Below are 9,484 nucleotides of genomic sequence, written 5' to 3' on the forward strand. Positions count from 1 at the left end.
ACATGAACGACAAGGTCAAAGCACTTTCCCGCAATATCGAGGCCATCTATCCCCTGGCGCCCATGCAGCAGGGATTGCTGTTTCACAGCCTGATGCACCCGGGCAAGGGCATGTACCTGCTGCAGTACCGCCATGTGATGGTGCTGCCGCAACTCGATCTGCAGGCGTTCCGCCAGGCCTGGGCACAGGTGGTGGAGCGCCACGAGCTGCTGCGCACCTCCTTCGTCTGGAAGCAGCAGAAGCGGCCGATGCAGGTGGTGCACAAGCAGGTCGAACTGCCGATCAGCTATGAGGACTGGTCGGCTATCGACGAGGCCGAGCAGCAGGCGCGTCTGGAACATCTGCTGGCCGAGGAGCGTCGCGAGGGGCTGGATTTCACCCAGGCACCGCTGATGCGTGTGCGCCTGTTCAAGCTGGCCCCGGACACCTACCAGTTCGTGCGCAGCTATCACCACATCCTCATGGATGCCTGGTGCTTCTCCATCATCATGATGGACTTTCTCGACGGTTACCGCGCCGCGCGCGAGGGACGGCGTCTGGAGCTGCCCAAGCCACGCCCGTACCGCGACTTCATCCGCTGGCTGGAGCAGCACAAGCCTGAGGATCATCAGGCCTTCTGGCAGCAGCGCCTGGCCGGCTTCGACACCCCCACCTCGTTCGGTTTCGGCCACCCTGGCCGCGTGATCGATGCACCGGAGCCGGTAGAGGATTGCGTCGAGCACCTCAGCGTCGAGCAGACCCAGGGCCTGCAGCAGGCCGCCAGCGGTCTGGGCATCACCCTCAACACCCTGGTGCAGGGTGCCTGGGCCTTGGTACTGGCGCGCTACAGTGGCAATCGTGACCTGCTGTTCGGCGTCACCGTGGCCGGGCGCCCGGTGCACATGCAGGGCATGGAGAGCATCGTCGGGCTGTTCATCAACAGCCTGCCGCTGCGCTGGAGCTGGCAACCGCAGCAGCCCCTCGGTGCCTGGCTCAAGGCCTTGCAGGCCGAGAACCTGAGCCTGCGCGAACATGAAAACGTGTCGCTGGCGCAGATCCAGAGCTGGAGCGAGGTACAGCGCCAGGATCTGTTCCAGAGCCTGTTCGTGTTCGAGAACGCGCCGATCTCCGCCAGCCTGCGCCAGGGCCAGTTGGACTACCTGATCAGCGACATGGCCAACCGCACCCACACCAACTATCCGGTGACCGTGGTGATCGTGCCCGGCGAGCGCCTGCACCTGCAGTTGACCTACCAGACCGACTGGTTCCTGCGCGAGGAAGTCGAGCAGATGCTGCGCCATTTCCGCACGCTGCTGCTGAACATGGGCGACAGCCTGGCCAGCGAGGCGGATATCCCGCTGCAACGCATCGCCATGCTCGATGCGGCGGAGATCGCCCAACAGCACGCCTGGGCCAGCGGTGACCTGGCGGCGGACGCGGCGCAACTGCAGCCGCTGTACGTCGAGCGCCTGCAACAGCAAGTGCGTCGCACCCCCGAGCGAATTGCCGTGGTGCATGGCGAGCGCAGCCTGAGCTTCGATCAGTTGAACCGGGCGGCCAACCGACTGGCCCGTCATCTGCGCGCCAATGGCGTGCAGGACGGCGACCTGCTGGCGTTGCTCGATGAGCGTGGCCTCGACCTGGTGGTGATGATCCTCGCCACACTCAAGGCTGGCGCCGGCTGGCTGCCCCTGGACCCGCGCAATCCGCCGCAACGCCTGGCCCAAGTGCTCACCCAGAGCCGTTCGCCGCTGCTGTTGCATGGCGTGGAGCAGGGTGAGCTGGCACAGCAGGCGCTGCAGCCGATGGCGCAGCCGCCGGCGGCGATCCGCTACGAGCCAGCGGCCCTGGGCGGCTACAGCGATGCCGACCTGGACATCCCCGTGCATGGCCTGTCGCTGGCCTACTGCATCTTTACCTCGGGCTCCACCGGCACGCCCAAGGGGGCGATGGTGGCCCACGCCGGGATGCTCAACAACATGCTCGGCAAGGTGCCGGGCCTGGGCCTGAATGTAGATGACGTGATCGCCCAGAGCGCGCCGCAGTGCTTCGACATCTCCGTCTGGCAGACCCTCGCCGGCCTGGTGCTGGGGGCGCGCACGGTGATTCTCGGCGACTGCGTGATGCAGAACCCCGAGGCCCTGGCCGAGGCCATCGCTCGCCATGGCGTGAGCATTCTCGAAGCGGTGCCGTCGCTGATGCAGAGCCTGCTCGAGGCGGGCCTGGAGCGCACGGCACTACGCTGGGTATTGGCCACTGGCGAGGCGCTGCCACCGGCGCTGGCACGGCGCTGGTTCGAGCGCTACCCCGGCATCCCGCTGATGAACGCCTACGGGCCGGCCGAATGCTCCGACGACGTGGCCTTCCATCCGCTCACCGAGCGCCTGGCCCAGGCGCGCAGCAGTGTGCCGATTGGTCGCGCCACCCTGAACAACCGTCTGTACCTGCTCGATACCGAATTGCAACCGGTGCCGCGCGGGGCGGTGGGTGAAATCTTCGTCGCCGGCGTGGGGGTTGGCCGTGGCTATATGGCCGACCCGGCACGCACGGCGGCGGTGTTTTTGCCCGACCCCATCGCCAACGACGGCAGCCGCCTGTATCGCACCGGCGATCTGGCGCGTTTCCTGGCCAATGGCGAGCTGGAGTACGTCGGTCGTACCGACCACCAGGTGAAGATTCGCGGCCACCGTATCGAGCTGGACGAGATCGAAGCCTGCCTGACCCGTTACCCCGGCGTGCGTGAAGCTGTGCTGCTGGCCCGTGACGACCAGCAGCGCGCCAAGGTGCTGGTCGCCTACCTGGTGGCCGAGCCGCAGCCCTCCATCGAGGCGCTGCGTGAGTTCGTTGCCGCCAACCTGCCGCCCTACATGCTGCCCAGCGCTTTCATGCTGCTCGAGCGCATGCCGCTCAACGCCAACGGCAAGATCGACCGCAAGGCCCTGCCGGCGCCCGACTTCGCGGCCCAGAGCGAGGCGCGCTACGTGGCGCCACGCAGTGAGCTGCAAGCGCAGTTGGCCGAAGCCTGGCAGGGCGTGCTGGGGCTCGCGCGGGTCGGCATTGAGGATCATTTCTTCGAGCTGGGCGGGCATTCGCTGCTGGCCACGCAACTGATCGGCCAGATAGGCAAGCTCAGCGGCAAGGACCTGCCCCTGCGTGTGGTCTTTGAGCGCCCGACCATCGCCGCTATGGCCGAGTGGCTGGAACAACAGCAGGCCAGCGAGAAAACCACGCCGATGCGCCTGCCGCGTCCGCAGACCCTACCGTTGTCGTTCGCCCAGCAGCGCCTGTGGTTCCTCCAGCAACTGCAGCCGCAAAGCCCGGCCTACAACCTGGCCGGCGCGGTGCGCCTGAGCGGCGACCTGCATGTCGCTGACCTGCAGGCAGCTTTGCAGGCCCTGGTCGATCAGCACGAAGTCCTGCGTACCCGTTTCGTCAGCGACGGCGGTGAACCGTCGCAAGTCATACTCGCCAAGGCCGAGCTGGCCTTGCCGCTGATCGAGGTGGCCAGCGAGGCGCAGTTGCACGACCTGCTGCGCCAGGACGCGATGACTCCGTTTGCCCTGGACAGCGCGCCGCTGCTGCGTGCCTGCCTGTATCGCCTCGGGCCGCAGGCGCACGTGCTGGCGCTCAATTGCCACCATATCGCCGCCGATGGCTGGTCGCTGCAACTGATCATCGACGGGCTTTGCAGCCATTACCGCGAGCTGCGCCAGGGGCGTAAACCGGCGTTGGCCGAGGCGCCGATGCAGTACGCCGACTATGCCCTGTGGCAACGCCAGTGGATGGACAGCGCCGCCTGCCAGGACGAGCTGGCCTACTGGCGCGAGCAGTTGTCCGGCGAATTGCCGGTGCTCGAGCTGGCCGCTGACTTCCCCCGGCCGGCCCATGCCAGCCAGGCCGGCGGGCGCGTCGAGCAACGCCTGCCGGACGCGCTGGCGGCGCGCCTGCGGGCATTCAGCGCGAGCCACGGCTGGAGCAACTTCATCCCCATGCTCTGCGCCTTCCAGCTGCTGCTGCGCAGCCGCAGCGGCGAGCACGACATCCTCGTCGGAGTGCCGGCCGCCAACCGCCATCACGCGGCGTTGCAGCCGTTGGTGGGCTGCTTCGTCAATACCCTGGTCTATCGCCAGAAGCTCTCCGGCACGGTCAGCCTGCTGCAACTGATGCGCGAATTGCAGGCGCTGTCCGTGGCGGTGCAGTCGCATCAGGACCTGCCCTTCGATTACCTGATCGAACAGCTCGGCGTGGCCCGCCAGGTCAGCTACAACCCGTTGTTCCAGGCCATGTTCAACTACTTCCCGGGCCATGCCCTGGAGCGTTTCGAGCTGACCGATCTGATCGCCGAGCCGCTCGACAATCGCCCGGACAGCGCCCTGTGCGACCTGCATCTGGACGTGCGCGACAGCGAACACGGCATCGCCCTGAGCCTGCAGTACAGCAGCGAGCTGTTCGGCGAGCAGACCGCGCAGGTGATGCTCGAGCAGTATCTGGCGCTGCTCGATGCCGTGCTCGAACAACCGCAGCAGGTACTGGGCGAACTCGCCTGGCAGCCTGAGCAGCGCGCGCTGGCGCGTTTGCACGGTGAGCCCGTGGAGGGTCGGGAAGACATCCTGCAGGCCTTTGCACGGCAGGTCGCCGAGCAGCCCGAAGCCATCGCCGTGCAGGCCGGCGAACAGCGCCTGACTTATGCCGAACTGAACCAGGCGGCCGAACGCCTGGCGGCTGCCTTGCAGGCCCGTGGCGTCGGTGCCGAGGATCGTGTGGCCCTGCGCCTGCCGCGCGATGCGCGGCTGCCCATGGCCATGCTGGCCATTCTCAAGGCTGGCGCCGCCTACGTGCCGCTGGCCGAGGACACCCCGGCCGAGCGCGGCCGTTACATCCTTGCCCATGCGCAGCCGCGGTTGTGCCTGACCAATGCCGAGGCCCTGGCGGAGCTGGCAGAGTGGGGCAGTGCCGTCGAACTGCTGGATATCGATGCGTTGACCACCACCGCGCCCTACCGCGCGCCGAGCGTGCATCCTGCCCAGCTCGCCTACGTGCTCTATACCTCGGGTTCCACCGGCCAGCCCAAGGGCGTGGCCATCGCCCGTGGCAACTTGATGAACCTCATGCTCGGCGTGCAGCAGGTGCTGCCATTGACGGCGCAGGACAGGGTGCTGGCACTGACCACCGCGACCTTCGATATCGCCATCGTCGAGCTGCTGCTGCCGCTGAGTCGCGGGGCCAGCATCCTGCTCGCCGACCGTGAGCAGGCACGCGACCCGCACGTCCTCGACCGCCTGATCGAGGCCGGCCAGCCGACGGTAATGCAGGCCACACCCGCCACATGGCGTATGTTGGTGGCGCACACCGGGCGCAGTTGGCAGGGCGTGCGCGCCATTTCCGGTGGCGAGGCCCTGCCGTGCGCGCTGGCCGAGGCCATGGAGCAGCGTGGTGCCCAGGTGATCAACGGTTATGGACCGACCGAGGCCACCGTCTACAGCACCTTCGAGCCGCGGCAGGGCGAGAGCGGCGGGGTGGAGGTGCCGATCGGCCGGCCGGTGGCCAATACCGCCGCCTATGTGCTGGACGCCGACTTGCAACCCGTGGCGCCGGGCGTTTCCGGCGAGCTGTACCTGGCGGGTGCCAACCTCGGGCGTGGCTATTTCGCCGCGCCTGCCCTGAGCGCGGCGAGCTTCCTGCCTGATCCTTTTGTGCCGGGGGGGCGCATGTACCGCACCGGCGACCGTGTGCGACGCAACGCCAAAGGCAGCCTGGACTACCAGGGGCGCCTGGATTTTCAGGTCAAGCTGCGTGGCTTCCGTATCGAGCTGGGCGAGATCGAGGCCTTGCTGGCGCGGCTCACCGGGGTGCGGGAAGCGGCCGTGGTGCTGCTCGGCAGCGGCGACAGCGCGCGCCTGGTGGCTTACTACTCGGTCACGCAGGCGGCGGATGCTGATCTGGACGACGCCGCGCTACGCGTGCAGCTGGCGCAGCACCTGCCGGATTACATGCTGCCGAGCCAGTTCGTGCGCCTGGACAGCTTGCCGTTGAGCCCCAGTGGCAAGGTCGAGCGCAAGGCGCTGCCGGCTCCAAACCAACATGAAGGTCAGCGCGACGGCGAGCTGAGCAAACCCTGGGAGGCGCCACTGGCCGAACTGTGGTGCGAGCTGCTCGGTTGCAACGCGGTTGGCGCCGGCGACAATTTCTTCGCCCTCGGCGGCCATTCGCTGCTGGCGGCACGGCTGGTGGCGCGCATCGCCGAGCGCTACGAGCGGCAACTGCCGCTGCGCAGCGTGTTCGAGTGCCCGACCCTGGGTGAACTGGCGGCCAGCCTGGCCACTGCCGAGGGCGCAGGCGAGAGCATCCTGCGGCGATTCGGCGAGGCGCCGGCGCCGCTGCACTTCACCCAGCAGCGGCTGTGGTTCCTCGACCGCTTGCAGGGCGACACCCAGGCCTACCACCTGTCACTGGCCATGCACCTGCGCGGTACGCTGCAAGCCGAAGTCCTGGAACGCGCCTTGGCACAACTGGTGGAGCGCCAGCACAGCCTGCGTAGCGTGTTCAGCGAGACGCAAGCAGGCGCGCAGCAGCAGGTCGTGCCGTTGCACGGCAGGCTGCTCAGCGTCGAGCCCTTGCAGCAGGATGTGCAGTCGCCGGCCTTCGCCCGCACCTTGAGCGAGGAAGCGCAGCGCGCCTTCGACCTGAGCGCAACGCCGCTGTGGCGGGTGCGGCTGTATCAGGGCGAAGGGCAGAGTGTGCTGCAGGCCACCTTGCACCACATCATCGCCGACGCCCGCTCGCTGGAGATCTTCTTCGATGAGCTGCAACGTCTTTACCAGGCCGAGCTGAGCGCAACCCAGGCGGCGTTGGCGCCGCTGCCGCTGCAGTTCAGCGATGTCGCCGCCAGTTGGCAGACGCCTGCCGGGCAGGCACGCATTGAAGCGCAGCTGGACTACTGGCGGCAGGCCCTGGCCGGCGAACCGCCGGTGCTGGACCTGCCCACCGACCTGCCACGTCCTGCCGAGCAGGGCTACCACGGGCGGCGCCTGCGTTTCGAGCTGCCCGTCGAGTTGGTCGAACGCCTGCGCAGCACCGCGCAGCGTCATGGCCTGACCGCCTTCGCGCCCCTGCTGGCAGCATGGAAAGTGCTGCTGGCCAGGCATTCGGGGCAGCGCGAGCTGTGGATCGGCCTGCCGGTGGCGCAGCGTCAGCAGGCGCACACCGACAACCTCATCGGCTATTTCGCCAGCACCCAGGTGCTGCGTAGCCAGATCGACCCACTGCAATCTGTGGCCTCGTTCTGGCAGGCGTTGCAAGCCACCCACCTGACCGCGCAGCAGCACGGCGACGTACCCTTCGAGCGGCTGGTGGAGGCTTTGCAGGTACGCCGCGATCTCAGCCATACGCCGCTGTTCCAGGCGCTGTTCAACCTGATCCAGCGCGATGACGTAGCGGCGGTCGGCCAGGGTTTTGCCGGCCTGCCGGCGCAGCGCCTGAATGTCGAGAGCGACAGCGCCCTGGTGGACATCGGCCTGCATATCGAGCAGCACGGCAGCACCTGGCACTGCGTGCTGGAGTACAACACCGAGCTGTTCGTCGCCAGCACCATGCAACGCTATGCCGACGAGTACTGCCACCTGCTTGACGGCATGCTGGCGCGGCCCGAGGCGCGGCTGTGGGATATCGACCTGGCAAATGCCGATCATGCCCTGACACGCCGCACGTGGAACCTGCCGGCGCATGCGCTGAGCGAGACGCAGGATCTGATCGCGCGCTTCGAGCGCCAGGCCCTGCGCACCCCGGATGCGCTGGCCGTGGATTGCCAGGAGCAACGCTACAGCTATGCCCAGCTCAATGCCTTGAGCAACCGCCTGGCCCACTGGCTGCGCGCCCAGGGTGTCGGCTGCGACGATCTGGTCGCGCTGTGCCTGACCCGTGGCCCGTGGCTGCTGCCCAGCATCCTGGCGATCCACAAGGCGGGGGCGGCCTACTTGCCGCTGGATCCGCAGCAACCGGGCGAACGGCTGCGCTTCATCATCGAGCATGCGCGGCCGCAGCTGGTGCTCAGCGAGCACGCCTGCGCCGACGTGCTCGGCAGTGTCGACAGCCTGGCCGTCGACCACCTGCCGCTGGACGAACAGCCGGCACACGACCTGGCATTACCGGTGTCGCCGCTGCAGCGGGCCTACGTGATCTACACCTCGGGTTCCACCGGCACGCCGAAGGGCGTACAGGTGACCCGTGGCAACCTGAGCAACCTGCTTGCCGGCCTTGACCGCCAGTTGCCACTGACGGCCGAGGACGTCTGGCTGGCCAGCACCACCTACGCCTTCGATATGTGCAAGCCGGAGCTGTTCCTGCCGCTGCTCAAGGGCGCGACCATCCTCCTGGCGCGTCGCGAGCAGGTGGTCGATGGCCACCGTCTGTTCGATCTGCTGCGCCGTGCCACGGTGTTCCAGGCCACCCCAGCCGGCTGGCAGATCCTGCTGGAAACCGGGCGTGACGACTGGCCGGCCCTGCGCGGCCTGATCGGCGGCGAAGCGGTGCCGGCCGAGCTGGTGAGTGTGCTGCAGGCCAAGGGGGTGAAGCTGATCAACGCCTATGGCCCGACGGAAACCACCGTCTGGTCGACCACCCAGGCGCTGCGGGAAGTACCGGCCGGCGTCGCCGATATCGGCATGCCGCTGCTCAACACCCGTTGCTACGTGCTCGACGAATGCCTGCGGCCAGTGCCGCTGGGCAGCACCGGCGAGCTGTATATCGCCGGCAGCGGGGTGACCCGTGGTTACCAGCGGGCGCCGGCGATCACCGCAGCGGCGTACCTGCCCGATCCGTTCGCCAGCGAGCCTGGCAGCCGCATGTACCGCACCGGTGACCTGGTGCGTCGACGCAGCGATGGGCACCTGGCCTATGTCGGCCGCGCCGATTTCCAGGTCAAGGTGCGTGGTTTTCGCATCGAGCCGGGTGAGATCGAATCGCTGCTGCGCCGGTACCCCGGGGTGGAAGAGGCGGTGGTCATGCTCGATGCGCGCAGCCACAGCTTGTTCGCCTGGCTGCAGGCCGCGAGCCCGGTCGACGAGGTGGCGCTGCGCCATCATCTGGAAAGCCTGCTACCCGCTTACATGGTGCCGGGCGGGTTTATCCAGGTGCAGCGTTTCGCCCTTAATGCCAACGGCAAGATCGACCGCAAGGCCCTGCCGGCGCCGCAAGCGCAGGCCGAGCAAGGCGTGGCGCCGCGTACGGCGCTGGAGCGCGAACTGGCCGAGCTGTGGCAGGAGCTACTCGATCTGCCGCAGGTCGGCGTGCTCACCAGCTTCTTCGAACTCGGTGGCCATTCGCTGCTGGCGATGCGCCTGATGACCCGGGTGGAGAGTCGCTTCGGCGTGAAGGTCGAGTTGCGCAGCCTGTTCCATAATCCGACCATTTCCGGCTTGGCCGAACAGATCGAAAACCCGCAGCGGCCTTCGACCGACCAGGCACTGGATGAGATGCAGCGTTTGCTGGCAGAGATGGAAGACTGAAG

1 protein-coding gene is annotated in these 9,484 nt (G+C 67.6%); it reads left to right on the forward strand.

The genetic code is table 11. The annotated features are described in order from the left end of the window. The first annotated feature begins 2 nt into the window (after positions 1–2). Entirely contained in the window at positions 3–9,482 is a 9,480-nt protein-coding gene (locus tag J1G34_RS17415) for a non-ribosomal peptide synthetase (protein WP_222994406.1), read from the forward strand. The last annotated feature ends 2 nt before the right edge of the window (positions 9,483–9,484 follow it).

It is taken from the genome of Pseudomonas sp. Wu6, from assembly GCF_019891515.1.
GTDB classification, from domain to species: Bacteria; Pseudomonadota; Gammaproteobacteria; order Pseudomonadales; family Pseudomonadaceae; genus Aquipseudomonas; species Aquipseudomonas orientalis_A.